Annotated in this window: 25 protein-coding genes; 15 read left to right on the top strand and 10 right to left on the bottom strand. The window is 62.4% G+C overall.

Features of this window, described 5'->3' with window-relative positions:
• The first annotated feature begins 49 nt into the window (after positions 1-49).
• The 6 genes from AB7783_RS07845 (at position 50) to AB7783_RS07870 (ending at position 6288) form a co-directional block, all read left to right on the top strand.
• Positions 50-1309 carry a D-alanyl-D-alanine carboxypeptidase family protein gene (locus AB7783_RS07845; protein WP_441277314.1) on the top strand — a complete coding sequence of 420 codons (1260 nt, stop codon included), beginning with the start codon at positions 50-52 and terminating at the stop codon, positions 1307-1309.
• A gap of 1 nt (position 1310) precedes the next feature.
• Complete coding sequence (gene tmk, locus AB7783_RS07850; protein WP_092143015.1) at positions 1311-1997, top strand: dTMP kinase; 687 nt, start codon at positions 1311-1313, stop codon at positions 1995-1997.
• On the top strand, positions 1994-3040 hold the full coding sequence (locus tag AB7783_RS07855) for a DNA polymerase III subunit delta' (RefSeq protein ID WP_115028791.1): 1047 nt from the start codon (positions 1994-1996) through the stop codon (positions 3038-3040). The genes tmk and AB7783_RS07855 overlap by 4 nt, the downstream gene beginning before the upstream one ends.
• A 72-nt stretch (positions 3041-3112) precedes the next feature.
• Positions 3113-4678, top strand: a complete 1566-nt coding sequence (metG, locus tag AB7783_RS07860; protein ID WP_441277315.1) for a methionine--tRNA ligase — start codon at positions 3113-3115, stop codon at positions 4676-4678.
• 9 nt (positions 4679-4687) lie between these two features.
• Positions 4688-5494: a TatD family hydrolase gene (locus AB7783_RS07865; RefSeq protein WP_441277316.1), complete on the top strand. Its 807-nt coding sequence runs from the start codon at positions 4688-4690 to the stop codon at positions 5492-5494.
• The gene (locus tag AB7783_RS07870) at positions 5491-6288 is read left to right on the top strand and encodes an MBL fold metallo-hydrolase (protein ID WP_441277317.1); all 798 of its coding nucleotides are present in this window, start codon (positions 5491-5493) and stop codon (positions 6286-6288) included. Before AB7783_RS07865 ends, AB7783_RS07870 begins: the two co-directional genes overlap by 4 nt.
• Here AB7783_RS07870 and AB7783_RS07875 read toward each other — a convergent pair.
• The 4 genes from AB7783_RS07875 to AB7783_RS07890 all read right to left on the bottom strand — a co-directional run bounded on the left by AB7783_RS07875 (position 6269) and on the right by AB7783_RS07890 (position 11838).
• Positions 6269-6955 (bottom strand): hypothetical protein, encoded by a 687-nt coding sequence (locus AB7783_RS07875; protein WP_441277318.1) that lies wholly within the window; start codon positions 6953-6955, stop codon positions 6269-6271. The two genes, AB7783_RS07870 and AB7783_RS07875, sit on opposite strands and share 20 nt — an antisense overlap.
• Positions 6956-7139: 184 nt before the next feature.
• Positions 7140-8789, bottom strand: a complete 1650-nt coding sequence (locus AB7783_RS07880; RefSeq protein ID WP_441277319.1) for an acyl-CoA synthetase — start codon at positions 8787-8789, stop codon at positions 7140-7142.
• Positions 8790-8911: 122 nt separating this feature from the next.
• On the bottom strand, positions 8912-10807 hold the full coding sequence (locus AB7783_RS07885; protein ID WP_441277320.1) for a TRAP transporter large permease: 1896 nt from the start codon (positions 10805-10807) through the stop codon (positions 8912-8914).
• A gap of 11 nt (positions 10808-10818) precedes the next feature.
• A complete protein-coding gene (locus AB7783_RS07890) occupies positions 10819-11838 on the bottom strand; it encodes a TRAP transporter substrate-binding protein (RefSeq protein ID WP_175369049.1) in 1020 nt (339 codons plus the stop codon).
• 229 nt (positions 11839-12067) lie between these two features.
• Between AB7783_RS07890 and AB7783_RS07895 the strand changes: the two genes are divergently transcribed.
• Complete coding sequence (locus AB7783_RS07895) at positions 12068-12841, top strand: SDR family NAD(P)-dependent oxidoreductase (protein WP_231080687.1); 774 nt, start codon at positions 12068-12070, stop codon at positions 12839-12841.
• Positions 12842-12969: 128 nt separating this feature from the next.
• On the opposite strand, the gene AB7783_RS07900 is transcribed toward AB7783_RS07895, so the two are convergent.
• Positions 12970-13818: a helix-turn-helix transcriptional regulator gene (locus AB7783_RS07900; protein ID WP_441277321.1), complete on the bottom strand. Its 849-nt coding sequence runs from the start codon at positions 13816-13818 to the stop codon at positions 12970-12972.
• A 96-nt stretch (positions 13819-13914) separates the two neighbouring features.
• Between AB7783_RS07900 and AB7783_RS07905 the strand changes: the two genes are divergently transcribed.
• A complete protein-coding gene (locus AB7783_RS07905; RefSeq protein ID WP_441277322.1) occupies positions 13915-14805 on the top strand; it encodes an SDR family oxidoreductase in 891 nt (296 codons plus the stop codon).
• A 192-nt stretch (positions 14806-14997) separates the two neighbouring features.
• Here the strand turns inward: AB7783_RS07905 and AB7783_RS07910 are convergent, their stop codons facing one another.
• Both AB7783_RS07910 and AB7783_RS07915 read right to left on the bottom strand, forming a co-directional pair.
• Positions 14998-16284 (bottom strand): serine hydrolase domain-containing protein, encoded by a 1287-nt coding sequence (locus AB7783_RS07910; RefSeq protein WP_441277323.1) that lies wholly within the window; start codon positions 16282-16284, stop codon positions 14998-15000.
• Positions 16285-16408: 124 nt separating this feature from the next.
• Positions 16409-17107, bottom strand: coding sequence for a hypothetical protein (locus AB7783_RS07915; RefSeq protein ID WP_441279663.1), 699 nt, complete (start codon positions 17105-17107; stop codon positions 16409-16411).
• 125 nt (positions 17108-17232) lie between these two features.
• Between AB7783_RS07915 and nthA the strand changes: the two genes are divergently transcribed.
• Complete coding sequence (gene nthA / locus AB7783_RS07920; protein ID WP_441277324.1) at positions 17233-17859, top strand: nitrile hydratase subunit alpha; 627 nt, start codon at positions 17233-17235, stop codon at positions 17857-17859.
• The gene (nthB, locus tag AB7783_RS07925; protein ID WP_441277325.1) at positions 17856-18515 is read left to right on the top strand and encodes a nitrile hydratase subunit beta; all 660 of its coding nucleotides are present in this window, start codon (positions 17856-17858) and stop codon (positions 18513-18515) included. Before nthA ends, nthB begins: the two co-directional genes overlap by 4 nt.
• Positions 18516-18520: 5 nt before the next feature.
• Here nthB and AB7783_RS07930 read toward each other — a convergent pair whose 3' ends face one another.
• Entirely contained in the window at positions 18521-19219 is a 699-nt protein-coding gene (locus tag AB7783_RS07930; RefSeq protein ID WP_089264322.1) for a Crp/Fnr family transcriptional regulator, read from the bottom strand.
• A 254-nt stretch (positions 19220-19473) separates the two neighbouring features.
• Here AB7783_RS07930 and AB7783_RS07935 point away from each other — a divergent pair, with 254 nt between their 5' ends.
• Genes AB7783_RS07935 through AB7783_RS07955 form a run of 5 tightly spaced genes read left to right on the top strand, consistent with a single transcriptional unit; the run spans position 19474 to position 23653 of the window.
• Positions 19474-19671, top strand: a complete 198-nt coding sequence (locus tag AB7783_RS07935; RefSeq protein WP_120289715.1) for a nitrate reductase — start codon at positions 19474-19476, stop codon at positions 19669-19671.
• 9 nt (positions 19672-19680) lie between these two features.
• Complete coding sequence (locus AB7783_RS07940; RefSeq protein WP_120289713.1) at positions 19681-19977, top strand: chaperone NapD; 297 nt, start codon at positions 19681-19683, stop codon at positions 19975-19977.
• 12 nt (positions 19978-19989) lie between these two features.
• On the top strand, positions 19990-22485 hold the full coding sequence (gene napA, locus AB7783_RS07945; protein WP_441277326.1) for a periplasmic nitrate reductase subunit alpha: 2496 nt from the start codon (positions 19990-19992) through the stop codon (positions 22483-22485).
• Positions 22458-22952, top strand: coding sequence for a nitrate reductase cytochrome c-type subunit (locus AB7783_RS07950; RefSeq protein ID WP_120289709.1), 495 nt, complete (start codon positions 22458-22460; stop codon positions 22950-22952). Before napA ends, AB7783_RS07950 begins: the two co-directional genes overlap by 28 nt.
• Positions 22953-22957: 5 nt before the next feature.
• On the top strand, positions 22958-23653 hold the full coding sequence (locus tag AB7783_RS07955; RefSeq protein WP_089264317.1) for a NapC/NirT family cytochrome c: 696 nt from the start codon (positions 22958-22960) through the stop codon (positions 23651-23653).
• A 37-nt stretch (positions 23654-23690) separates the two neighbouring features.
• Here AB7783_RS07955 and AB7783_RS07960 read toward each other — a convergent pair whose 3' ends face one another.
• Positions 23691-24668: a Bug family tripartite tricarboxylate transporter substrate binding protein gene (locus tag AB7783_RS07960; protein WP_441277327.1), complete on the bottom strand. Its 978-nt coding sequence runs from the start codon at positions 24666-24668 to the stop codon at positions 23691-23693.
• 108 nt (positions 24669-24776) lie between these two features.
• Positions 24777-25754: a Bug family tripartite tricarboxylate transporter substrate binding protein gene (locus AB7783_RS07965; protein ID WP_441277328.1), complete on the bottom strand. Its 978-nt coding sequence runs from the start codon at positions 25752-25754 to the stop codon at positions 24777-24779.
• Positions 25755-25782: the final 28 nt, after the last annotated feature.

Raw genomic sequence — 25782 nt, forward strand, 5'->3', positions numbered from 1 at the left:
TTGTTTGCCATCGGCGATCCTGTTAAGACCTGAGCACTCAGGACGGCACATGGCATCTGGCTCTATCCCCTTGAAACGACCGCAATTCGCCGCGCGGAGCTGGCGAACGCTGCTGGCTGCCCTGGTGACGTTTGGCGTCGTCCTCGGCCCAACAGCGCAGGCTGCGAACCAGAGCGTGCAGGGCGCCAAGAAGGTCGTCGAGGACGGCGGTTACGACACCGATGCGCCGACCGCGATCCTGATCGAGGCCGGCTCCGGCAGCGTGCTGTTCGAGAAGAATGCGGATGAGCTCCGCGCGCCCTCCAGCATGATGAAGCTGATGACCGTCGAACTGGTGTTCGACGCGCTGACCCGCGGCGACATCAAGCTCACAGATGAATATCGCGTCAGCGAGAATTCCTGGCGCAAGGGCGGCGCGCCGGCCGGCGCATCGACCATGTTCGCTGCCATCAACAGCCGTGTGCCGGTCGCTGATCTCTTGCGCGGCGCCATCATCCAGAGCGGCAACGACTCCTGCATGATCCTGGCGGAGGGCATCGCAGGCGGCGAGGCGGCCTTTGCCGAGAAGATGACGGCACGCGCGCGTGCGCTGGGCATGCCGAAATCCACCTTCGCCAATTCCAACGGTTTGCCGGACCCCGGCAACAAGATGACGGTGCGCGAGTTGGGTGTTCTCGCCCGCCACATCGTTCGCACCTATCCGGAATTCTACAAGCTGTTCGGCGAGCGCGAATTCACCTGGAACAAGATCCGCCAGCAGAACCGCAATCCGCTGCTGGCGACGCTGGACGGGGCTGACGGTTTCAAGACCGGCTACACCAAGGACGGCGGCTACGGCATGGTCGGCTCGGCCATCCGCGACGGCATGCGGCTGATCGTGGTGATCAACGGTCTGGACGATCCGGACGATCGTGCGACCGAGGCGAAGAAGCTGCTGGAATGGGGCTTCAAGAATTTCGAGGCCCGCACGCTGTTCGCAGCCGACCAGACCGTCGGCTTCGCCAAGGTGTTCGGGGGCGAGAGCCGCTCGGTCGCGCTCTCGGCCAAGGAGCCAGTGAAGGTGATGGTGCAGAAGAACGGCACCGACAAGCTGATCGCTCGCGTCGTCTATAAAGGCCCCGTGCGTGCACCCATCGAGCCCGGTCAGCCGGTCGGCGTGATCAAGGTCTGGCGCGGCGCCAATATCGCCATCGAGACGCCGCTCTATACGGCGGCCGCCGTCGGCACGGGATCGACCATGCGGCGCGCCGTCGACGGCGCCGGTGAGCTGGTGATCGGACTGTTCCGCGCCGGCGCCGAGAAGCTCTGACATGACGGACACGCCCACGACACCGCCGCCGCGCGGTCGCTTCGTCAGTTTCGAGGGCGGCGAGGGCGCCGGCAAATCGACCCAGATCAAGATTCTGGCCGACCGGCTGGAGGCCGAAGGCAAGCGCGTCATCGTCACCCGCGAACCCGGCGGTTCGCCCGGTGCCGAGATCATCCGCCATGTGGTGCTGTCGGGCATGGGCAAACTGCTCGGCCCCGAAGCCGAGACGCTGCTGTTTGCCGCGGCGCGCGACGACCATGTCCATGCGGTGATTGCGCCGGCGCTGGAGCAGGGCATCTGGGTGCTGTGTGATCGCTTCTCGGATTCGACGCGGGCGTATCAGGGCCGGCTCGGGCATGTCTCGCCGGAACTGCTCAATGCGATGGAGCGCGTCACCATCGGACGGCTCAAACCGGATCTTACCGTCATTCTCGATATCCCGGTCTCGATCGGCATGCGGCGCGCAGCAGCGCGACGCGGCAATGATGTGCCCGACAGGTTTGAGGCCGAGGGCATCGCCTTTCATCAGGGGCTGCGTGACGCGTTCCGGCAGATCGCAGCCGATGAACCGCAACGCTGCGTACTGATCGACGCCAATGCAGATTCAAAGATCGTATCGAACAATATCTGGGGCGTGTTGCGCCGACGCCTTCTAACGCCGTCGAACCACGAGGTCACTTCGGCATGAGCGCAAAGTCGTCCGAGCAAACGATCTCGGTTCCGCATCCGCGCGAGACGACCGCGCTGTTCGGTCATCAGGATGCCGAGGCCACGCTGCTCAACGCCTATCGCGGCGGCCGCATTCCGCATGCCTGGCTGATCGGCGGCCCGCAGGGCATCGGCAAGGCGACTTTGGCCTATCGCATGGCGCGTTTCGTACTGGCGCATCGCGATCCCGCATCACCGCAAGTGCAATCCGCAACATCACTCGGTCTCGATCCGATGCATCCGATCGTGCGCCAAGTCGCCGCCGAATCCCATGGCGGGCTGCTGACGCTGGAACGTTCGCTCAACGACAAGGGCGTGATGCGCACGGTCATCACCGTCGATGAGACCCGGCAGACCGTGTCCTTCTTCGGCTCGACCGCCGCTGTCGACGGCTGGCGCGTCTGCATCGTCGACACCGTCGATGAGCTGAACGCCAACGCCGCCAACGCGCTGCTGAAGGTGCTTGAAGAGCCGCCGTTGCGTTCGCTATTCCTGCTGGTGACACATGCGCAGGCACGCGTGTTGCCGACCATCCAGTCGCGCTGTCGCAAGCTGGCGCTGCGTCCGCTTTCCGTTGCCGACGTGACCCGCGCCACGTCGCAGGCCGCCGAGATCGAAACCAGCGATCCCTTGCTCAAAGAGGTCGCTGAAGCCTCCGAAGGCAGTGTGTCGCGCGCTCTGAATCTGCTGGGCGGCGGCGCGCTGAAACTGCACCAGCGCACCGCCTCGCTCCTGAACACGCTGCCCCATGTCGATCCGCGCGAGTTGCATGCGCTGGGGGATGCGCTGGGGACCAGCGACCGTGTCGCGCTCGGCGCCTTTGTCGACAGTGTCGACCGCTGGATCGGCGAGCGCATGCGGGCCGACGACGCCAATGCCAACGCCAATCTGCCCCGCCTTGCGCGGCTGGCGGAGGTATGGGAAAAGATCAACCGAGCCGCGCGCGAGACCGAATCCTACAATCTCGAGCGAAAACCGCTGGTTTTCTCGGTGTTTGGACTGCTCGCGGAAGCAACGCGCTGATCGCTGCGAGACTGGTTTCAGCCGATCCGCGCTTCACCAAGATCGTCTTATTCAAGGTCCGTAAAGTCAGCCATGACATCTGCAACCGATGCAACCCGACCGGCGTATTTTCTGACAACGCCGATCTTCTATCCCAATGGCGTGCCGCATATCGGTCATGCCTATACGGTCATGGCGACCGACACGATTGCCCGCTTCCAGAGGCTCGACGGCTACGACGTTCGTTTCCTGACCGGGACAGATGAGCATGGTCTCAAGATGCAGCAGACCGCCGTCAAGGAAGGCCTGACACCGCTCGAACTGGCTGACCGGAATTCGGCGCGTTTTCGCGAGATGGATGTCGCGCTCAACATTTCCTATGACGACTACATTCGCACCACCGAGAAGCGCCATGAGCGCTCCGTTCAGGCGCTGTGGGTCGCGCTCGAGAAGGCCGGCGCCATCTATCTCGACAAATATGCCGGCTGGTACTCGGTGCGCCAGGAAGCCTATTTCGACGAAGCGGAAACGACGCTCGGCGACGATGGCGTGCGGCGCGAGCCGCTGGGCTCGCCGGTCGAGTGGACCGAAGAGGAAACCTATTTCTTCCGTCTGTCCGCCTACCAGGACAAGCTGCTCGATCTGTATGCGCGTGTTCCGGACTTCGTGTTGCCGCGCGAGCGCCTCAACGAAGTGACGAGTTTCGTCAAGGGCGGCCTGCAGGATCTGTCGATTTCGCGGACTACGTTTGATTGGGGCATCAAGGTGCCGGGTGCGCCCGGCCATGTGATGTATGTCTGGATCGATGCGCTGACCAACTACATCACGGCAGCCGGCTATCCGGATGTCGATGGCGACGACTTCAAACGCTATTGGCCTGCCAATCTGCATGTGATCGGCAAGGATATCGTTCGCTTTCACGCGGTGTACTGGCCTGCATTCCTGATGGCTGCTGGCGTCGACGTCCCGCATCGCGTCTTCAGTCACGGCTTCCTGCTCAACCGTGGTGAGAAGATGTCGAAGTCGGTCGGCAACGTGGTCGATCCGATCGGCATGGCCCAGCAATATGGCGTCGATCAGATGCGATATTTCTTCATGCGCGAAGTCTCGTTCGGGCAGGACGGCAGCTACAATCACGAAGCCATCGTCAATCGGACCAATGCGGACCTCGCCAACGATCTCGGCAATCTCGCGCAACGTTCGCTGTCGATGATCGCCAAGCAATATGGCGGCGTGTTGCCGGAGCCCGGTGATTACAGCGAGAACGACAAGGCGATCCTGACGCAGGCGGACGGCATGCTGGAGCTCGCGCGCACCGCCATGGCGACGCAGCAGATCCATCAGGCGCTGAATGCGGTCTGGGCCGTGGTTGCCGAAGCCAACCGCTATTTCGCGGGCGAGGCGCCGTGGGCGCTCGCCAAGACTGATCCTAAGAAACAGGCGACCGTGCTCTACGTGACCGCCGAAGTCGTGCGGCAGGTCGCCATCCTGGCGCAGCCGGTGATGCCCGCGTCCTGCGCCAAGCTGCTCGACGTGCTCGGCATCCCCGAAAGCGAGCGCGACTTCACGGCGATTGCGACCCGCATCAAGGCTGGCACGCAACTGCCGACGCCGACCGGCGTGTTCCCGCGCTATGTCGAGCCGCCGGCGGCGAGCTGAGTTGACGTGATGCTTGTCGATAGTCACTGTCATCTCGATTTTCCCGATTTCGCCGAAGATCTCGACGGTATCGTCGCGCGTGCGGAAGCCGCAGGCGTCGGCAAGCTCGTGACCATCTCGACGCGGGTGCGCCGCCTGCCGGCGCTGCTCGCGATCGCGGAGCGCTTTCCGAATGTCTATTGCTCGGTCGGCACCCATCCGCACAATGCGGACGAGGAAGACGGCATCACCGCGGAAGAACTGATCGAACTGACGAAACATCCGAAGGTCATTGCTCTCGGCGAAGCCGGGCTCGATAATTTCTACGAGCATGAATCGTCCGGCGCTCAGGAGCGCGGTTTTCGCGCCCATATCGCTGCAGCCCGCGCGACCGGATTGCCTCTGGTGATCCACACGCGCGAAGCGGACGAGCAGTGCGGTACCATTCTCGCAGACGAGATGGCGAAGGGCGCGTTCAAGGCCGTGCTGCATTGCTACACCGGCGGACGGGAGCTGGCGATGAAGGCCATCGACATGGGCCTATCGATCTCCTTCACGGGCATCATCACCTTCAAGAAGTCACAGGAGCTGCGCGATCTCGCGGCCGAGCTTCCCGCCGACCGCATCATGGTCGAAACCGACGCGCCGTATCTGGCGCCCGGCAAATGGCGCGGCAAGCGCAACGAGCCATCCTATGTGGTCGAGACGGCGAAGGTGCTCGCGGAAACGCGAGGCGTGTCGCTCGAAGAACTGTCGCGGCAGACCACAGAGAACTTCTTTCGCCTGTTCAGCAAGGCGTCCGCCGGGAGCGGGCCTGGCACTGGCGTGCCGGCATGACGCTGGTGCTCACCATTCTCGGCTGCGGATCCTCGGCGGGTGTGCCGCGCCCGGCGCTTGGCTGGGGCGCCTGCGATCCCGCCAATCCCAGGAATCGTCGCCGTCGGTGTTCGATGATGGCGGAGCGGATCGGGCCCGAGGGCGTCACGCGTGTGGTGATCGACACCTCGCCGGACCTGCGCGAGCAATTGATCGACGCTAATGTCGATGACATCGATGCGGTCTTCCTGACGCATGAGCATGCGGACCAGACCCACGGCATGGACGACCTCCGCTCAGTGGTGCTGAAACGCCGCAAGCGTATCCCGGTCCATATGAACGCCTCGACGGCGACGGATATCATGCTGCGCTTCGGCTATTGCTTTCAGTCGCCCGCCGGCAGCGACTATCCGCCGATCCTCGATCGCCTCAGCATCGAGGCCGGCGAGAGCCGAACCATCACGGGGAAGGGCGGTGATCTGACGCTGACGCCGTTCCTGGTCCAACATGGCAACATCCCGGCGCTGGGCTACCGGATCGGCAACACCGCCTATACGCCTGATCTCAACGACATCCCGGAAGAGAGCTGGCCGGCGCTCGCAGGGCTCGATCTCTGGATCGTCGATGGGCTGCGCTATACGCAGCATCCCAGCCATTTCAGCATCAGTGATGCGCTGCGCTGGCGCGACCGCTTCAAGCCGAAGCGGACGGTAATCACCAATATGACGGCGGATGTGGATTACGAGGCGGTAAAGGCGATTCTGCCGGAGGGTGTGGTCCCCGCCTATGACGGGATCAGACTGACGGTGGAGTAACTTGAGCAGCGAGTTTTCTCATTGCTGCATTTTCAAAGGTCACTTCGCCGGCCTCTCGACTATGCAAAGCTATCTCAACAGCAATTGAGCGACCGATCTCGCGCTGATCGACATTGCCAAACCGACCAGGCACGAGACGTCCCAGCCAACCGACCCAGGCCGGGGTATGCGCGTTGCCGACAATAATGCCGGGCTGGAAGATCGCGAGGCGAGTAAAACCGACGTTGCGCACATTGTCTTCCTTCATACCCATGACGCGGACATAGCGAAACCGGCTTTGGGCTGTGCTTCCTACTGCAGACAGCAGGCAGAACTGGGCGATGCCGGCGTCACGGCAGCCACGCGCGAAGGCGCCGACAACGCCGAGTTCAAGGCGCTTCAGTTCCTCTTCGCTCCACCGCATCGAGCCGGAACCGACACCCACACAGCTCACAGCGCTGACGGGCCCTTGGCTCAGGACGTCGCGAGCAAGCACGGCCGTGTGCTTGGCAAAGTCTGGAGCGCCGGTATCGAGCACGACGTTGCGCACGCGTGATCGCGCGGCAATGGGCTTCCTGGTGATCATCACCACTTCCCGGCATTGGGGAATTGCCAGCAGCTCCGCGACGGCTGCACTGCCGACTTGGCCGGTCCCGCCGAGAATGATTGCGGCGAAGTTCTGCGTCATATGTGGGACCTCTGCGTCGGCAAGGGGACGACGAGACCCTTACACCAATCTCGTCATTCCGGGGCGCTCGCGCATCTTGCGCGGGCGAACCCGGAATCCAGAAGTGTTTTGAACATAACGGGATTCCGGGCTCGTGCTCTCGGCTTCGCCGAGACCCCGCCCCGGAATGACGAGTTTGCTGCAATCAGCTACTGAACGACCCCGTCGACTTCACCTGATCCCGCAGCAGGAACTTCTGGATCTTGCCTGTCGACGTTTTCGGGATCACGCCGAACACCACTGCCTTCGGCGTCTTGAAGCCGGGCATCTGCCCGCGGCAGAACGCGATGATGTCGGTTTCGGTCGCCTCGGCATTTGCCTTCAGCTCGACGAAGGCGCATGGCACTTCGCCCCATTTGGCATCGGGCTTGGCAACCACGGCGGCGAACAGGACGGCCGGGTGTTTGTAGAGCACGTCCTCGACCTCCACCGAGGAGATGTTCTCGCCGCCGGAGATGATGATGTCCTTGGAGCGGTCCTTGATGGTCACGTAGCCGGCAGCGTCGAGCACGCCGAGATCGCCGGTGTGGAACCAGCCGCCTTCGAAGGCCTCCTTGGTGGCCTTCTCGTTCTTCAGATAGCCCTTCATCACGATATTGCCCCGGAACATGACCTCGCCAATGGTCTCGCCGTCGCGCGGCACTTCCAGCATCGTTTCGGGATCGATCACCGTCACGGCTTCCTGCAGGTGATAGGGCACGCCCTGGCGGCGCTTCAGGTTGGCGCGCTCGTCGGCGGGCAGGGCATCCCAACCGGGCTGTTCTGCGCAGACCGAGGCGGGGCCATAGACTTCGGTCAGGCCGTAGACATGGGTGAGCTTGATGCCGATTTTCTCGGCACCCGACAGGACCGCCATCGGCGGCGGTGCACCTGCGATCGAGCCCTGCACGAGAGGCCCGCCCGAATAGACCGGTGCATCGGGCGCATTGATCAGCGTGTTGTAGACGATCGGCGCGCCGGACATATGAGTGACGCCGTGCTCGCGCATCAGCGCGAAGATCTTGGTGGGATCGACCTTGCGCAGGCAGACATTGACGCCGGCGCTCGCCGCCACGGTCCAGGGGAAGCACCAGCCGTTGCAGTGGAACATCGGCAGGGTCCACAGATAGACCGGATGCTGGCCGAGACCGGCCGCGAGAATGTTGGAGACTGCGTTGAGGTAGGCGCCGCGGTGATGGGTCACGACGCCTTTCGGATTACCCGTGGTCCCCGAGGTGTAGCCGAGCGCGATGGCGTCCCATTCGTCGAGCGGGAAGGCGCTGGAGAAATCGGGACTGCCTTCGGCGAGGGCGGCTTCATATTCGAGTTCGCCGATCCGCTGGCCGCCGGCGAAGGAGACGTCGTCGACATCGATCACGGTCGGCTTCGGCCCGGTCATGAGGCCGAGGGCCTCGGTGATCACGCCGGAGAATTCCGGATCGACCAGCAGCAGCCTGGCGCCGCCGTGGTCGAGCTGGAACGCGATGGCCGCGGCGTCGAGCCGGATATTCAGGGCGTTGAGGACGGCACCGGCCATCGGCACCGCGAAGTGTGCTTCGTTCATTGCCGGCAGGTTCGGTAGCATCGCCGCGACGGTGTCGCCCCGTCCGATGCCGCGCCCCGTCAGGAACGAGGCGAAGCGCCGGCACCGTTCATAGGTCTGCGCCCAGGTGAAACGACGTCCCTCATAGACGGTGCTGGTGAGGTCTGGATAAACCGCCGCGCTGCGTTTGAGAAAGCTCAGCGGCGACAGCGGCACGAAGTTGGCCGGAGTCTGGTCGAGGCCGATGCTATAGGCGCCCTGATCTGGGATCATTTTTGAGACTCCTATATTTAGTTCAGTGAGTTATATCGGATATCTCATCTATCAGATTATCGTAGAAATGATCTTCTAAAATTACACGAGGTAATGATCATAACCTACTGAAATAAAGCATCTTAAAGGAATCCGATCGATATCCACGGGAAGATCGCGACGATGATCAGGCCAATCAGCAGCGCCAGAAGATAGCCAAGGATCGGCCGGATGCCTTCCGCGGGATCGACACGGCCGATAGCGCAGGCGGCATAGTAGCCCACGCCGAAGGGCGGCGCGAACAATCCGATGCCCATGGCGAGGATCACGACCATCGCATAGTGGACCTCGTGGACGCCGACCAGCCGCGCGATCGGGAATAGCAGCGGCCCGAACAGCACGATGGCGGGGATGCCCTCCAGCACGCTGCCGAGGATCACGAAGGCCACGATGGAGACCGCGATGAAGGTGGCGCCGCCGCCGGGCAGGCCCGTCATGGCGGCAGCCAGCGAGCGCGAGAAGCCGGACTGGGTCAGGCCCCAGGCCATGCCGGTCGCGGTTCCGATGATCAGCAGGATCGCACCGGAGAGGCAGGCCGTATCGACCAGCATCGGCTTCAGCCGGTTCCAGTCGAACTGGCGATAGATCAGAAGGCCCGCCAGCACGGCATAGACGATGCCGATGGTGGAGACTTCCGTTGCGGTCGCCACACCCTCGACCACGGCAGTGCGGATCACGAAGGGCAGTGCGATGGCCGGCACCGAGATAATGAAGGCCTTGAAGATGTCGCGCCCGGACGCGCGTTTGACGTGGCTGAGGTCCTCGCCGCGATAGCGCCACCACACCAATGCGCCGAGTGTGATCGCCAGCACGACGCCCGGCAGTAAGCCGCCGGTGAACAGCGCCGAGATCGAGACGCCGGTGACCGAGCCGATGGTGATCAGCACGAGGCTTGGCGGAATGGTTTCGGTCTGCGCGCCGGTCGCCGAGAGCAGGGCGACGAGATCGCCCGGCTTGGCGCCGCGCGCCTTCATTTCAGGGAACAGCACCGGCGCTACCGCCGCCATGTCGGCGGCCTTGGAGCCGGAAATGCCGGAAACGAGATACATGGCGCCGATCAGGACATAATGCAGGCCGCCGCGGACATGGCCGAGCAGGCTGGCGAGGAACGCCACCATGGCGCGGGCCATGCCGGTCATCTCGATCAGCAAGCCCAGGAACACGAACAGCGGCACCGACAGCAGGATGAGATGGCTCATGCCCTCGTCCATGCGGCCGACCAGCACCATCATCGGCGTGCGCGTGGTCAGTGCCATATAGCCGAAGATCGCGAGGCCAAAACCGAAGGCAATGGGCACGCCGGCGAACACGCACAGCGCCACGACGCCGACGAAGAAGATGATCAGGTTGAGATTGCCGAGGGTCCGCAGCAGGGGCTCGGCAAGCCAGAACAGGCCGATGATCGCCACGACGGTGCCGAGCGCCGTCAGCACGGTGCGAACCTGGCCGTAGCGCACCAGCCGCAGCAGCGCGAAGACGATCATCAGCGAGATGCCGACTGGCAGCGCCGCCGCGCGAAAGCTGTTGGCGATCTGCAGCGCCGGCGTGGTGATGTAGCTTTCCTCATAGGCGTATTCGAAGGACGGCGCGACGATCATCAAGAGGAAGGCGAGTGCGGCGCAGGTCCCGACGACGTCGAGAAACGCCCACATTCGGGGACCGACCGACGCCACAAGCGCGGTCATCCGCATATGCTCGCCGCGCCGGAACGCAACGGCGGAACCGAGCATGGCGAGCCACAGGAACAGGATCGAGGACAGTTCGTCCGACCAGATCAGCGGACGGTGGAAACCGTAACGGGCGACCACGCCAATGAACAGGATGATCACCTCCGCCACCACCAGCAGCGCCGCGGGAATCTCGACCAGATGGCCGAGCGCGCGGTCGATGGAGGTCAGGATGGCGTCGCGGCGGGAGAGGGGCGCCCTCTCCACGCTGGACGCCCCGCTTTCAAGGGCGGAGATGTCATGCACGGCCATAATGGTTCCGATCAGCCGAGCTTGCCGACGGCCTTCTCAAGGATGGCCCAGGCTTCGTCGCCATATTTGCCCTGCCATTCCTTGTAGAAGCCGGCCGACTTCAACTTGTCGCGGAACGGGCCGGGCTCGAGCTCATTGAAGGCGAGGCCCTTTGATTCCAGTTCGCCGCGCAGATTGGCGTTGAGTTTGGCGACGTCCTCGCGCTCCTTCATGCCGGCGGCATTGATGTTCTTGGCGACGATGTCGCGCAGATCGGCCGGCAGCTTCTCCCAGGCGCGGCGGTTGGCCAGGAACCAGTAGCCGTCCCACATGTGGTTGGTCAGCGAGCAGAACTTCTGCACTTCGTAGAACTTCGCCGTCGAGATGATCGCCAGCGGGTTTTCCTGGCCTTCGACGACCTTGGTCTGCATCGCCGAATAGACTTCGCTGATATTGATCGAGGCGGGCGCACTGTCGAACGCCTTGAACATCGAGGTCCACAGCGGCGACACCGGCACGCGGATCTTGAAACCCTTCAGATCGTCGGGGCTCTTGATCGGCTTCGTGGACGAGGTGATTTCGCGAAAACCGTTGTCCCAGATCTTGTCCATGACCACGAGATTGGCCTTGGTGATCTCCTTGCGGATATAGGCGCCGAGATCGCCGTCCATGGCCTTCCAGACCGTGTCGTAATTCGGGAAAGCGAAGCCGATGCCGTTGATCGAGGCGGCCGGCACCAAAGTGGCCAGGATCAGGCCGGACAGCGTGAAGAACTCGACGCCGCCGGAGCGGATCTGGCTCAACATGTCGGTGTCGGAGCCGAGCTGGTTGTTGGGGAATACCTGCAGGTCGACCTTGCCGTTGGTCTCGGTCTTGATCGCCGCCGACATCTCGCGGGCGCGGATGTTCATCGGATGCGTATCGGGCAGGTTATTCGCGTATTTGTAGACGTATTCCGCCTGCTGCGCGCGCGCGATGAACGGCATGCTGACGCCGCCAAATGCGGTCGCGGCGGCCGATGCCTTCAACAATGTCCGGCGTGAAATCGTCATTTTGTTTCTCCCAACCACTTCTTTGTTTGCCTTTGTGAGCCCAAGGGCCCTTGCCGTCTGGTCATCATGCCCGGGCTGCCCGGTCAAGCCTTTTCGCCGTGCGACCAAAGGCCAAGGCCCAATAGAGGGCGCCCGCGCACGGCTTTTGCGCCGCGCGAATTTGTGGGAAGCATCGCGCGACTGAAGCCGCCGGCAGCCAGGACCGGTGGAGGAAACGCAAGGACAGCATATGAATAGGGATCACGGCGTAGCGATCATCACCGGCGGCGCATCGGGAATCGGTTTGGCAATCGCCAAGGCGGCCGTGGGTGAGGGCTGGAAAGTGCTGCTTGCCGATCTCACCCAGCCTGCTCTGGATGCCGCCAAGGCCCAGGTCGACGCCATCAAAGCCGGTGTGACCAAAACCGTTGTCATGGATGTGGCCAATGAAGACGCCGTGATTGCCGGCCTGAAGGACTGCGAAGCCGGTTTCGGCCCGGTGCGCGGTCTGGTGAATTCTGCGGGTATCGGCCGTCAGGTGCCGTTCTTCGAGACCTCGGTGAAACTGTTTCGCGAGATCCTCGACATCAATCTGGTCGGCACCTTTGCCGTTGCCAAGGAAGCTGCGCGGCTGATGAAGGCGCATGGCGGCGGCGCCATCGTGAATGTGGCGTCGGTGTCGGGGCTGCGCGGCAATATCGAGCGCTCGGCCTATGGCGCATCCAAAGGCGGCGTCGTCACGCTGACCCAGGTGATGGCCTGCGAACTGGCGCCATTGAAGATCCGCGTCAACGCCATTGCGCCGGGCCCGTTCGAGACGCCCATGGTGCAGGAGATGCATACGGTGGCGACGCGGGAAGGCTGGATGCAGGTGGTGCCGCAGCGGCGTTATGCCGAACCGGAGGAGGTCGCTGGTGCCGCGATGTTCCTGCTGGATGACAGCAAGTCGAGCTTCGTCACCGGCCACATTCTCAATGTCGATGGCGGCTTCGCCGCGCATGGACTGCTGCCGAAATATCCGTAGCAAGAAACTCGTCATTCCGGGGTGTGGGCGCCCTTTCGCGCACGCGAACCCGGAATCTCATTGTGAGTCACACTTCGAGGTTCCGGGTTCGCCCGCGGCTGTCGCCGCATGCGCCCCGGAACGACGAGTTATGGGCCCTTCGCCGCTATCAGCGCCTTCATCCGCTCGGCATCTGCAGCCGTCTCCGGCGTATAGACCACCATGCCCAAATTCGGCTGACCATCGACCGAAAATGTCGAATAGCTCATCGTGAATGGCCCGACCTCGGGATGGTTCACATGCTTCTTGCCTTCACCGTAGCTGCTGACGTCGTTGTCATGCCACATGGCTGCGAAGTCAGGGCTGATCCGGCACAATTCATCGATCAATGTCTGGGCGCGTTCTGATGCGCCGCTGCGTGTGATATCCGCACGAAATGCCGCCACGGCGAAACGTGCATCATTCTCCCAGTCCGGCATCTTGGCGCGGACATTTGGCCGGCAGAACAGGATTCGCAGGACGTTGCGGTCTTCGGGCGCGATGTTCGGATAGTCGCCAAGCACGGCCAGTGCCGCACGATTCCAGGCGACTATATCCCAGGTCGCATTTCTCACGACGGCAGCGCTGAACTCCATCGCATCCAGCACCCGTTGCAGTGTTGGCGATACGATATCCGAAGGTTCGAAGCGAACCTCCGGCAGCCGGTGCTGCGCCAGCAAAAACAGATGCTCGCGCTCGACTGCCGACAGTTCCAGCGCGCGTGAGATGCGGTTCAGCACATCGGCCGATGGCGCGCCGCCGCGGCCTTGTTCCAACCAAGTGTACCAGGTGGCGCTGACATTGGCGCGCTGCGCGACTTCCTCGCGCCGCAGGCCCGGCGTGCGGCGGCGCTCCGACGAGAAGCCGAATGCCACGGGATCCAGCCTGGCGCGGCGATCCCTGAGATAAGCGCCCAGCGGATTGGAGCCAGCGCCGGAAGTTGTTTCGGTGACCGTCATGCTCAGCCTGTTAGTCGCCATACCCGTATAACGTCACGGCTTCACGCACTGTACCGCAGGACCGATACATCCACGCATTCACGAGAGGAATATCACATGCGTGTCTTCGTTACCGGTGCTTCGGGCTTTGTCGGATCTGCGGTGGTTCAGGAATTGATCGGCGCCGGTCATCAGGTGCTCGGTCTCGCGCGCTCGGAAGCATCTGCCAAGGCGCTGGCCGACGCTGGTGCGCAGATCCATCGCGGCGATCTGGAAGATCTGGACAGCCTGCGGTCCGGGGCTGCCAATTCAGACGGCGTGATCCATACGGCCTTCATCCACGACTTCTCGAAATTCAAGGAAAACTGCGCGATCGACGCGCGTGCCATCGAGACGCTTGGCGACGTGCTGGTAGGCTCCGAGCGGCCCTTGATCGTGACCTCCGGTATGGCCTTCATCGCGCCCGGACGTCTGGCGACCGAAGACATGGGCCCGTCAAGCGCGTCGCCAAGCCCGCGCGTATCGGAGCAGGTCGCCGAACGTCTGGCGGCACGCGGCGTGCGTAGTTCGTCGGTCCGGCTGCCGCCATCGGTCCATGGCGATGGCGACCATGGCTTCGTGCCGATGCTGATCAATATCGCGCGGGAGAAGGGCGCCTCGGCCTACTTCGGCGACGGTCTCAACCGCTGGCCCGCCGCACATCGGCTGGACGTCGCCCGGCTCTACAGGCTCATCCTCGAGCACGGTTCCGCCGACATTCGCTATCACGCCAGCGCCGAACAAGGCGTCGCATTCCGTGAGATTGCCGAGGTCATCGGTCGGCACCTGAACCTGCCAGTCGTATCCAAGTCGCCGGCTGAAGCCGCCGATCACTTCGGCTGGTTCGCAGGCTTCGCCTCGATGGATGCGCCGGCATCCAGCGACTGGACACAACAGCAGTTGGGGTGGCGACCGACCCAGTCAGGATTGATCCCGGACCTCGATCACGTCAGATACTTCGGCAACTGAAGATGCAATGATGCGGGAGTACAAACCGGCTCGAATGACAGCCCGATCAACCGGATATCGCAACAATTTGAGCTAAGTCTCTGGGATCGCTGTGAGATAATATATTCCATAATATACCTTATGCGAATCCGAGATATTAGCGTGTGGTCCCAGTTTCAGTTCTCTTAAAGCCGCACCCAGGCCACGCTCCCGCTATTTCCTGATCGCGTCGTAGACCAGCGTCTTCAGGATCGGCTGGATGCGGCCGCGCTGGGTCGGCGTCTGCACCATCAGGATCATCACCATGTCCTGATCCGGATAGGTCCAGAAGTAAGTCCCGGCGGCGCCGCCCCAGGCCATCTCGCCGACGAAACCCGGTACGCCGTCTTCGCCGGGTCCGGTGCGGACGCCGAAGCCGAGGCCGTAACCGAAACCAGCGCCGGGATAGTAATAGGCCCAGGGCTTCACATCGCTGGCCGGCGCGACCTGGTTCTGGCGCATCAGTTGGACCGACTCGGGCTTCAGGATTTGGACGCCGTCAAGCGTGCCGCCATTGATCAGCATCTGCAGGAAGCGCGCGTATTCGCCCGTGGTGGAGACGAGGCCGCCTCCTCCTGACTCCCATCTTCGCTTCACCGTGGGATCGCTGATGGTCTCGTTGCCGATGATGCGGTCAGTTGGCATTGGCTGCGCAATGCGCGGCGCCTTGGCGGGATCGAGCACGTAGTAGCCGGTGTCGGTCATGCCCAGCGGATCGAACAGATATCGCCTCTGGAAATCGTACAGCGACTGGCCCGAGGCGATCTCGATGACGCGGCCGAGAAGATCGGTCGAATGGCCGTAGTCCCAGACTGTGGCTGGCTGATAGGCCAGCGGCAGTTTCGCAAGTCTTGCTGCGAAATCGGCATTGTCGAAATCGCCGTCGAACAGGCCGGCATCGAGATAAAGCTGCGTAATCAGACCGAGATTGGTGAAAGCCGAACTGATGCCGGACGACTGCCGCATCAGGTCGAGCACGGTGATCGGTTTCTCGGCCGGCGCAAAGTCCAGATAGGATTTCCCGCCGGCATTCGTGCGTTCGGTCGCGACCTGCGGATGGGCGAAAGACGGAATGAATTTGGCGATGGGATCGTCGAGCCTGAGCTTACCCTGCTCCACCAAAATCATCGCCGCGACCGATGTCACAGGCTTCGACATCGAATAGAGCCGGAAGATCGTATCCGTCGTCATCGGCGCCATGGTCGCGGGATCGCGAACGCCGAAGGCCTCGTAATAGACCGGTTTGCCGCGGTGCTGGATCAGCATGATCGCGCCGGCGAGATGGCCCTGGCCGACTTCGCGGTCGAGCATTTCGGTGACGCGGTTCAGGTCGTCCTGGGAAAAGCTGCTGAGATCAGGCTTGTCGGTCAGCAGGCTGGTGCCTGCCAATGCGGGCGTGACCAGCGCTGCGGCGATGGTGAGGACGGATAGGAAGTCGCAAGATCGTCGCAAGATTGACACTGGATTTCCGCAAGCCGGCTTGAACACGGCCGGACGTTAACATCGAGATATTTCAGATGCTTGTCGGAAAATCACGCAATTTGCCGATATCGCGGTTTTACAGCGATTGCCGGCCCCAGGTGAATCACAAATGCGCGTCGGGTTTGCTCACGCTTCCGGGCGGCGGAAACCGGATCGTGGTGCCCAAAGTGATCCAGTTGGAATTCTCCCCGGTGATGTTGCGGCCATAGATCACGTCGACCGAGAAAATGTCGTTGGGCCGATAGCGCACGCCGGTCTGGACGCGCGGCTGGATCACGCTGGCGAATTCGGCGCGGCCCGCCTGCCCGTACAGTTCCACTGTGTATTGCAGCACGTCGGTGAATTTCCAGTCGAAGCCGACGCCATAGGTGAAGTAGTGGCGATCGACGGTGCGATCCCACAGCCAGCCGGCATTGAGATTGATGCGCATGGTTTCGTTGAAGCGATAGGTCGCCGGAATCTCGGCGAAGACGGCGGTGTTCTGGCCGGTCATGGCGTCGAATGTGCCGCTGGCCAGCGCCGATACGCCGAATTTTCCGATGCCGGTCGGCTCGAGATTGATCTTCGCTTTCGGCGCCAGTGTGGTGCTGAACTCGCCATCGGAGCGGCTGTGATTGGTTAGCACGCTGAGTTCAACCGGACGCGTGATCTCCACCACGCAGGACGGATTGGCCACCGCCGCAAAGTCGCTATTGGTGGCCATCGAATACCAGCTCTCGACCTTGCAGGAGCCGAGGTCCGAAATATCCGCCGCATCGACCGCATAGGCGCCATTGGCCGCCTCCGCATGGCCCGAAGCCATCAGCAGCGCGACCAGAACGAAGCCGAACAGCGTCAGCGCGCGATAACGAGGAGCAGCCATGCTGTAGACCTAGCTGAGTCCCGAAATCCTCGACAGAACAATCGCGTCTCGCTTATCCTGAGGGTATGAGCGAACACCATCATGACCACGATCACGATCATTCCGAATTGTCGGAGACCGAGCTGCGCGTCCGTGCACTTGAGACCATCCTGACCGAAAAAGGCTATATCGATCCAGCGGCGCTGGACGCGATGATCCAGGCCTATGAGACCAAGATCGGCCCGCACAACGGCGCCCTGGTGGTTGCGAAAGCCTGGACCGATCCGGCCTTCAAGGCGGCGCTGCTGGCGGATGGGTCTGCGGCGGTCGGCACCCTCGGCCATGTCAGCCGCACCGGCGATCATCTCGTCGTGGTCGAGAACACGCCCGAGCGCCACAACATGGTCGTGTGCACGCTGTGCTCCTGTTACCCCTGGGAAATGCTCGGCCTGCCCCCGGTCTGGTACAAGGCGGCGCCCTATCGCTCCCGCGCCGTCAAGGATCCGCGCGGCGTGCTGGCAGACTTCGGCTTCACGATCCCGAATGACACCGAAATCCGCGTCTGGGACTCGACAGCTGAAACGCGTTTCCTGGTGTTGCCGATGCGACCTGCCGGCACCGAGGGCTGGAGCGAGGCGCAATTGGCCGAAATCGTCACGCGCGACTCGATGATTGGCACTGGTCTCGTCCAAACGCCGGGGGCGCCGTCATGAACGGCGTCCACGACATGGGCGGCATGGACGGTTTCGGCAAGGTCGAGCCGGAACCGAACGAGCCGATGTTTCATGCGGAGTGGGAATCCCGCGTGCTGGCCATGGTGCGTGCCATGGGCGCGACGGGCGCCTTCAACATCGACGCCTCGCGCTTCTATCGCGAGACGCTGCCGCCGGAGGTCTATCTCTCCAGCAGCTACTACAAGAAATGGTTTCTCGGCCTTGAGGATATGCTGGTCGAGCGTGGCTTCATCGCCGCAGACGAGGTCAAGGCCGGCCACGCATCCGTGCCGCCGAAGCCGCTGAAGCGCGGCAACTTCACCGTTGATAGTGTCGAGCGCGTGCTGACCCGCGGTTCATTCACGCGCCCTGCTTCGGCGCCTGCCGCATTCGCGATCGGCGATCGCGTGCGGATGAAGAACATCCATCCGACAACGCATACGCGGCTGCCGCGCTATGTCCGCGGTCATGTCGGCGTGATCGAGCGGATACACGGCGCGCATGTCTATCCCGACACGGCGGCGCATGAGCTGGGCGAAAATCCGCAGTGGCTTTACACTGTCGTGTTCGACGGCGCCGAACTGTGGGGACCCGATGGCGATCCGACGCTGAAAGTGTCGGTCGAGGCGTTCGAGCCATATCTCGACCCGGCGTAATTGCCTCAGTGCGCCCGCACGTCGCCCGCCAGGCCCGCGAGTCTGGCGGGATCGATGACCGTCAAGCGGCCGCGACCGGCTTTCAGGATCAGCATCCGGTTCCAGGCCGAAACGGTGCGGCTGACCGTGAACAGCGTGGTGTCGCTGAGTTCGGCCAGTTCCTGGCGCGAGATCCTCAGTTCGATCGGAACGCACTCACCATCCGGATCTCCTTCCCGCACCAGGCGCAGAACGATCCGTGCGATACGTCGATCGGCATTCTCACTCGTTGCCTCGTGAAGACGGCGCAGCAGATGATCGGTTTGCCGTCCGACGATACCGAGGACATTGATCGCGAGCTGCGGGACAACATGCATCAGTCCGCTGAAGCGATCGGCGGACCAGCACAGCAGTTCGGTCGCGACTGTCGCGCGCAGGGTTGTCGGGCGAGAAAAATTGCCGAACATCGATGCGGCTCCGGCGAGATCGCCGCGTCGCATGAATTGCAGCGTTTTCTGCGCGCCATGCGCATCGATCATTGTCTTCTTGAGCTGACCATCGATGACCACAGCGATTATCGCCGGTACGTCGCCCTGTTGCCAGAGCGAACAGCCGCAATCCAGAACGTGCTTTCTGCCAGCTTCGATGACGATGCCGCGTGCGCCCTCGTCCAGGCCCGCAAAAAGCGGCGTTTGACCAAACGAATTGCACATCTCACGATCCATTGCTCGCCTTCCGGAACGAGCGATTTCGCCGAGCAGCTGTCGCAATCAAATAAAACTGTCATCAAAGATTCTGATACGAGCGGCTCCGCACGACGACATCGCGATCAGAACAACGATATCAAATAAATCCTCCGCAGAGTTTGTTGTTTGATCCAGCGCAAAGAAGGTGGGCGCTGCAGCAGGCATATTGCCCTCGCTCTAGGCGAATCTCGCCTCTTCTCCAGGCATATGGCCGCAAACCGAAGGGGGAGCGTATGGTGACGGACCAGAATATTGCTCAGCCCGCAGAGGCTCAAAGACGCAACAGCCGCATGTCGGAGTTGCTCGTCTTTCTCACGATCGTCGTTCTCATCTGGCCCGTCGTCGCGGTGGGCGTGGTCGGCGGTTACGGCTTTCTGGTCTGGATGACCCAGATGATTTTCGGGCCGCCCGGCCCGCCTCTGCTTCACTAGGACTTTCACATGACAGACAAACTCACCAGACGCGCTCTGTTGACCGGCGCGACCGCCGGCGCGTCCGCGCACGACAATGAGCACATCTCCAGCGCCGTCGTGTCGGTGCTTCCGGCCCATATCGACGCGGTATCTGCGCGGTTGTCGAGCCTTCCCGGTGTCGAGATACATCACCGCACGGCCTCCAAACTCGTGGCGGTCCTCGAAGGGCCAGGCAGCGGCGCACTAGGTGCGATGCTCGCAGACATCTCATCATGGCCGGGCGTGCTCTCGGCCAACATGGTCTTCGAACAGCGTCTCGACTAGGAGAACGACGAAATGCCCCTTTCGCGGCGTGATCTACTCAAGGCTCAGGCAGCAGCCATCGCTGCAGCGGCGGCTGGCATCAACGTTCCGGCGGCGGCTCAGTCGATTGCCGGCGGCGTCGGGTCGCTGTCCATCAAATGGTCGAAGGCGCCGTGCCGGTTCTGCGGCACCGGTTGTGGCGTCATGGTCGGCGTCAAGGACAACAAGGTCGTCGCCACCCATGGCGACACGCTGGCGGAAGTAAACCGCGGCCTGAACTGCATCAAGGGCTACTTCCTCTCCAAGATCATGTACGGCGCCGACCGCCTGACCACGCCCCTCCTCCGCAAGAAGAACGGCGTGTTCGACAAGAATGGCGAACTCACGCCGGTGAGCTGGGACGAAGCATTCGACACCATGGCGCAGCGCGCCAAAGCGACGCTGAAAGAAAAAGGACCGACTGCGATCGGTATGTTCGGATCTGGCCAGTGGACAATCCTCGAAGGTTATGCCGCGACCAAGCTGATGCGCGCGGGTTTCCGCTCCAACAATCTCGATCCCAATGCACGGCATTGCATGGCGTCTGCGGCCGTGGCTTTCATGCGCACCTTCGGCATGGACGAGCCGATGGGATGCTATGATGACTTCGAGGCCGCCGATGCCTTCGTGCTGTGGGGCTCGAACATGGCCGAGATGCATCCGATCCTGTGGACGCGCCTCACCGATCGCCGCCTTGGTCATCCGCATGTGAAAGTCGCGGTGCTCTCGACCTTCACGCATCGCAGCTCTGACCTTGCCGACATCCCGATCGTGTTCAAGCCGGGCACTGATCTTGCCATTCTCAACTTCATCGCCAACCACATTATCTCGACTGGTCGCGTGAACACCGAATTCGTCAACAACCATACGACGTTCGTGAAGGGCACGACGGATATCGGCTACGGGTTGCGTCCCGAACATCCACTGGAGAAGAAAGCCAAGGGCGCAGCCACGGCCGCAGCGACGACGCCAATCGATTTCGCGGGCTACGCCGAATTCGTGAAGGACTATTCGCTCGAGAAGGTGTCGAAGCTGACCGGTGTCGAGCCCGGCTTTCTGCTGGAGCTCGCCGAGCTCTATGCCGATCCGAAGCGCAAGGTGATGTCGCTCTGGACCATGGGTTTCAACCAGCACGTCCGCGGCGTCTGGGCCAATCAGCTCGTCTACAACATCCATCTGCTGACCGGAAAAATCTCCGAGCCGGGCAACTCGCCGTTCTCGCTGACGGGCCAACCATCGGCCTGCGGCACGGCGCGCGAGGTCGGCACCTTCGCGCACCGTCTCCCCGCCGACATGGTGGTGACCAATCCGGAGCACCGCAAGCACGCTGAAGAAATCTGGCGCGTGCCGCATGGCCTCCTGCCCGACAAGATCGGTTATCACGCCGTCGAGCAGGACCGCATGTTGCATGACGGCAAGCTGAACTTCTATTGGGTTCAAGTGAACAACAATGTGCAGGCGGCGCCCAACAGTTCGGGCGAGACCTATCCGGGCTACCGCAACCCTGCCAACTTTATCGTCGTGTCGGATGCCTATCCGACGGTGACGGCGATGTCCGCCGATTGCGTGCTGCCGGCGGCGATGTGGGTCGAGAAGGAAGGCGCCTACGGCAATGCCGAACGACGCACTCATGTCTGGCGCCAGCTGGTCGATGCGCCCGGCCAGGCGCGCTCGGATCTCTGGCAGCTGATGGAGTTCTCGAAGCGGTTCACGACGGACGAAGTGTGGCCCGCCGCCCTCCTCGACGCCAATCCGAACTACAAGGGCAAGACGTTGTTCGACGTGCTGTATCGCAACGGCGAGGTCGACAAATTTCCCGTCGGCGAAATCCCCGCTGACTATGAAAACCACGAGTCCAAGGACTTCGGTTTCTATGTGCAGAAGGGGCTGTTCGAGGAATATGCCACGTTCGGCCGCGGCCATGGCCACGACCTCGCCCCTTGGGACACCTATCATGATGTGCGCGGACTGCGTTGGCCGGTGGTCAATGGCAAGGAGACCAAGTGGCGCTACCGCGAAGGTCTCGATCCCTACGTCAAACCGGGCAAGAAGATCGAATTCTACGGCAACCCGGATGGACGCGCGCGCATCATCGCGGTGCCCTATGAGCCGCCGGCCGAGTCGCCCGATGCTGAGTTCGATCTCTGGCTGGTGACCGGCCGTGTGCTGGAGCACTGGCACTCCGGTTCGATGACCATGCGCGTCCCTGAACTCTACAAGGCGTTTCCCGGCGCGCGCTGCTTCATGCATGCCGAAGACGCGCGCGCACGCGGCTTGAACCAGGGCGCCGAAATCCGGCTGATGTCGCGGCGCGGTGAGATCCGCACGCGCGTTGACACGACCGGACGTAACCGCATGCCCCGCGGCGTGGTGTTCGTGCCGTGGTTCGATGCCAGCCAGCTGATCAACAAGGTCACGCTGGATGCAACCGACCCGATCTCCAAACAGGCGGACTTCAAGAAATGCGCGGTCAAGATCGTTTCCGTTTAAGTGCGATGAAGACGGTCATCGCGGCAATCATCGCCGGCACCATGGTGCTGGTGTCCGGTGCGATCTATGCGCAGTCTGTCCAGACAACGCCACGGATCGTGCCGCGCGTCACCGGCGCAGCGCAGCCGATGGGCGACGTTCCTGCGCCGCCCTTCCCGCGGCCCGTCACCGACGACAAGCGCGTGATGCGGAACTATCCGGAGCAGCCGCCGGTCATTCCGCATTCGATCGAAAACTATCAGCTCACGCTGCGGGCCAATCGCTGTCTTGAATGCCATCGCCGCGAATATACCGAAGGCTCGGGTGCGCCGATGATCAGCATTACGCATTTCATGGATCGCGATGGCCAGATGCTCGCCGATGTGACACCGCGACGCTATTTCTGCACGGCCTGCCACGTGCCGCAAACCGATGCGCGTCCGCTGGTGCCGAACACCTTCACCGACATGAAGGCATCCGGCAGGTGAGCGCCATGAAATGGTTGATATCCAAGTTTCTGTGGTTCTGGCGCATCGCCAGCCGACCGGCCACGCATATCAGTCTCGGCGTGCTGGCGCTGGGCGGCTTCCTCGGTGGCGTGATCTTCTGGGGCGGTTTCAATACGGCGCTGGAAGTCACCAATACCGAGAAATTCTGCACCGGCTGTCATGAGATGCGCGACAACGTGTATCAGGAGCTGCAGCGAACGCCGCATTTCGCCAATCGATCCGGCGTGCGTGCCACCTGTCCGGATTGCCATGTGCCGCATAACTGGACCGACAAGATCGCGCGCAAGATGCAGGCGTCGAAGGAAGTGTGGGGCAAGATTTTCGGCACGATCTCGACGCGCGAGAAGTTCCTCGACATGCGTCTGGAGCTTGCCAAACATGAATGGGCGCGCCTGAAGGCCAATGACTCGCTGGAGTGCCGCAACTGCCACTCGGCGATCGCAATGGATTTCACCAAACAGGCGCCCCGCGCGGCGGCGATCCATGCCAAGTTCCTCGTCACCGGCGAGCGCACCTGTATCGATTGCCACAAAGGCATCGCGCATGAATTGCCTGACATGTCCGGGATCGAGCCCGGCTGGAGCGCCCCGGCCGAACTTCGCGACCGCCATAGCCACCACACGCCCGATGCGGATCGGTTGTCGCGCTATCTGGCATCGGTGAAGGAGACGCAGCCGTAGGGTGAATGAGCGAAGCTGACCCACCCTACGGCACAGCTCAGTTCATCGTGATGTTGGCCTTCTCGATCACGCCCTTCCAGCGCTGCGTTTCGCTGGCGATGTATTTGGCGAACTCATCCGGCGGGACCGCCACGGCGACGGCGCCGAGCTCGGACATCTTCTTCTTTGTCTCCGGCTGCTGCATGAATTCGCGGATCGAGACCGACAGTCTGTCGGTGATGGCTTTCGGCGTTCCGGCCGGTGCCATGAAGCCGTGCCAGGCGACGGCCTCAAAACCCGGAAGGAATTCCGACACCGCCGGCAGGTTCGGATCGAACTCGGCGCGTTTCGGCGAGGCCGTTGCCAGCATCGCGAGTTTGCCGGCCGCGGCGTGCGGCAGCAGCAGTGGTACGTTGTCGAAGGCGATATCGATCTGGCCGCTCAGCAAGTCCGTAACCATCTGGCTCGAGCCCTTATAGGGCACGTGGACCATCTTGGTGCCGGTCATCTGCTGGAACAGTTCGCCGGCAAGATGCTGCGTTGTTCCGACGCCGGCCGAACCGAATGTCACCTTGTCGGAATTGGCTTTGATATAGGCGATCAGGTCCGGCACCGTGCGCGCCGCGATCCTGGTCGGGTTCACCACCAGGACATTCGGCACCATGCTGATCTGCGCGATCGGCACGAGATCCTTTTCGGGATTGTAGGACAGTTTTGCGCCATACAGCGTCGGATTGATCGACAGCGCCGAGGTGCTGGCAAGGCCGATCGTGTAGCCATCAGGCGTAGCGCGTGCGACGCGGGTGACGCCGATGATGCTGCCGGCGCCGCCGACGTTCTCGATGATGACCGTCGCGCCCATCTTCTTCTGCAGATGCTCCGACACCATGCGCGCAAAGATATCGGCAGTGCCGCCGGCGGCAAACGGAACGATGCTGGTGATCGGGCGGCTCGGGTAATTCGCGTCCTGGGCCGTCGCTTGCGTGAGCGTGCCGAGCGTCAGGCAGGCAGCCATCAGGATTGACCGAAGTCTCATTGAACATTCCTCCATGTGTTTTTCTATTTTGATCGTCGGCGTCCTTTGGTGGACGCTCGATATCGCAGGTGGTGACGAACATGACGTCGTCACCACCTGCGCGGTCGCCTAGTTCATCGTGACGTTGGCCTTCTCCATCACACCCTTCCAGCGCAAGGTCTCGCTGGCGATGTATTTGGTGAACTCATCCTGCGGGATCGCCACGGCGACTGCGCCGAGTTCAGCCATCTTCTTCTTCGTCTCCGGCAGGCTCATGAAGTCGCGGATTTCCGCCGACAGCTTGTCGACGATCGGCTTCGGCGTTGCCGCCGGCGCGATGAAGCCGTGCCAGGCTACAGCCTCGAAGCCCGGCAGGAATTCGGCGACGGCCGGGACATTCGCATCGAACTCGGCGCGCTTCGGCGTTGCCGTGGCGAGCATCGCCAGCTTGCCGCCGGCCACATGCGGCAGCAGCAGCGGGACATTGTCGAAAGCGATGTCGATCTGACCCGAGATCAGGTCGGTGACCATCTGGCTCGAACCCTTGTAGGGCACGTGAACCATCTTGGTGCCGGTCATCTGCTGGAACAGCTCGCCGGCAAGATGCTGCGACGTGCCCGGTCCGGCCGAGCCGAACGTCACCTTGTCTGGATTGGCCTTCATGTATTCGATCAACTCCGGCACCGTGCGGGCCTTGATGCGATCGGGATTCACCACCAGCACGTTAGGCACGATGCTCACTTGCGCGAAGGCCACCAGATCCTTATCCGGCTGGAACTGAAGCTTGCTTCCGTAGAGCGAGGGCGCAATCGCCAGCGGCGAGGTGCTGGCGAGGCCGATCGTGTAGCCATCGGGCTGCGCCTTGGCGACACGGTTGACGCCGATATTGCCGCCGGCGCCGCCCATATTTTCGACCAGCACGGTGGCGCCGAGCTTCTTCTGCAGGTTCTCCGACACCATGCGCGCGATGATGTCCACGGTGCCGCCGGCCGCGAAGGGCACGACGATGGTGATCGGCTTGGTCGGATATTTTGCGTCCTGCGCACTCGCCTGCCCGACGGCGCCCACGGCGACACAGGCCGCCATCAGGATGGATTTGATCTTCATGCGTGTTCCTCTTCTCGAATGAGTGTTC

Origin of the sequence: Tardiphaga sp. 172_B4_N1_3, assembly GCF_052076035.1 — a bacterium.
Lineage (GTDB): Bacteria > Pseudomonadota > Alphaproteobacteria > Rhizobiales > Xanthobacteraceae > Tardiphaga > Tardiphaga robiniae.

Bases quoted from the DNA above. Each gene is read 5' to 3' on its own strand.
- AB7783_RS07845 (WP_441277314.1), top strand. From the start codon at position 50: ATGGCATCTGGCTCTATCCCCTTGAAACGACCGCAATTCGCCGCGCGG.
- tmk (WP_092143015.1), top strand. From the start codon at position 1,311: ATGACGGACACGCCCACGACACCGCCGCCGCGCGGTCGCTTCGTCAGT.
- AB7783_RS07855 (WP_115028791.1), top strand. From the start codon at position 1,994: ATGAGCGCAAAGTCGTCCGAGCAAACGATCTCGGTTCCGCATCCGCGC.
- metG (WP_441277315.1), top strand. From the start codon at position 3,113: ATGACATCTGCAACCGATGCAACCCGACCGGCGTATTTTCTGACAACG.
- AB7783_RS07865 (WP_441277316.1), top strand. From the start codon at position 4,688: ATGCTTGTCGATAGTCACTGTCATCTCGATTTTCCCGATTTCGCCGAA.
- AB7783_RS07870 (WP_441277317.1), top strand. From the start codon at position 5,491: ATGACGCTGGTGCTCACCATTCTCGGCTGCGGATCCTCGGCGGGTGTG.
- AB7783_RS07875 (WP_441277318.1), bottom strand. From the start codon at position 6,955: ATGACGCAGAACTTCGCCGCAATCATTCTCGGCGGGACCGGCCAAGTC.
- AB7783_RS07880 (WP_441277319.1), bottom strand. From the start codon at position 8,789: ATGATCCCAGATCAGGGCGCCTATAGCATCGGCCTCGACCAGACTCCG.
- AB7783_RS07885 (WP_441277320.1), bottom strand. From the start codon at position 10,807: ATGGCCGTGCATGACATCTCCGCCCTTGAAAGCGGGGCGTCCAGCGTG.
- AB7783_RS07890 (WP_175369049.1), bottom strand. From the start codon at position 11,838: ATGACGATTTCACGCCGGACATTGTTGAAGGCATCGGCCGCCGCGACC.
- AB7783_RS07895 (WP_231080687.1), top strand. From the start codon at position 12,068: ATGAATAGGGATCACGGCGTAGCGATCATCACCGGCGGCGCATCGGGA.
- AB7783_RS07900 (WP_441277321.1), bottom strand. From the start codon at position 13,818: ATGACGGTCACCGAAACAACTTCCGGCGCTGGCTCCAATCCGCTGGGC.
- AB7783_RS07905 (WP_441277322.1), top strand. From the start codon at position 13,915: ATGCGTGTCTTCGTTACCGGTGCTTCGGGCTTTGTCGGATCTGCGGTG.
- AB7783_RS07915 (WP_441279663.1), bottom strand. From the start codon at position 17,107: ATGGCTTCGGGCCATGCGGAGGCGGCCAATGGCGCCTATGCGGTCGAT.
- nthA (WP_441277324.1), top strand. From the start codon at position 17,233: ATGAGCGAACACCATCATGACCACGATCACGATCATTCCGAATTGTCG.
- nthB (WP_441277325.1), top strand. From the start codon at position 17,856: ATGAACGGCGTCCACGACATGGGCGGCATGGACGGTTTCGGCAAGGTC.
- AB7783_RS07930 (WP_089264322.1), bottom strand. From the start codon at position 19,219: ATGGATCGTGAGATGTGCAATTCGTTTGGTCAAACGCCGCTTTTTGCG.
- AB7783_RS07935 (WP_120289715.1), top strand. From the start codon at position 19,474: ATGGTGACGGACCAGAATATTGCTCAGCCCGCAGAGGCTCAAAGACGC.
- AB7783_RS07940 (WP_120289713.1), top strand. From the start codon at position 19,681: ATGACAGACAAACTCACCAGACGCGCTCTGTTGACCGGCGCGACCGCC.
- napA (WP_441277326.1), top strand. From the start codon at position 19,990: ATGCCCCTTTCGCGGCGTGATCTACTCAAGGCTCAGGCAGCAGCCATC.
- AB7783_RS07950 (WP_120289709.1), top strand. From the start codon at position 22,458: ATGCGCGGTCAAGATCGTTTCCGTTTAAGTGCGATGAAGACGGTCATC.
- AB7783_RS07955 (WP_089264317.1), top strand. From the start codon at position 22,958: ATGAAATGGTTGATATCCAAGTTTCTGTGGTTCTGGCGCATCGCCAGC.
- AB7783_RS07960 (WP_441277327.1), bottom strand. From the start codon at position 24,668: ATGAGACTTCGGTCAATCCTGATGGCTGCCTGCCTGACGCTCGGCACG.
- AB7783_RS07965 (WP_441277328.1), bottom strand. From the start codon at position 25,754: ATGAAGATCAAATCCATCCTGATGGCGGCCTGTGTCGCCGTGGGCGCC.